Raw genomic sequence first — 358 nt, forward strand, 5'->3', positions numbered from 1 at the left:
GGGTCATGTTGACCTGCATCCGTTTCACTTGGATCTTTCGGCACGACAGTAACTGTTACTGTTGGTGTATCTGTTGAACCATCTGGATAATGAACGACAACTGGGATGTTTACCTTCGTATCCGGTGTCGCGTTCGCCGGTGGCGTTACCGTTACCTTACCTGTATTTGGATCAACGTCTACTGTCCAGCCTGGTGGCACATCTTTAGGGCCTTCGAATGTTGTATTCGGCGGTAGATTGCCGTCTTTCGTTTGTGGCACTTCTACTGGTACACCTGGTTTCGTACTGTTTTCGTCATAGCCTGGGTCATGTTGACCTGCATCCGTTTCACTTGGATCTTTCGGCACGACAGTGACTG

The 358-nt window shown here is 49.4% G+C and carries 1 protein-coding gene; it reads right to left on the reverse strand.

The window, feature by feature from the left end; all coding sequences use genetic code 11:
- Positions 1-358: YPDG domain-containing protein (locus N9R04_RS11345; RefSeq protein WP_262856880.1), on the reverse strand; the 358-nt coding region annotated here is incomplete at both ends.

Origin of the sequence: Staphylococcus marylandisciuri (assembly GCF_025519785.1) — a bacterium.
In the GTDB taxonomy this organism is placed as follows: Bacteria; Bacillota; Bacilli; order Staphylococcales; family Staphylococcaceae; genus Staphylococcus; species Staphylococcus marylandisciuri.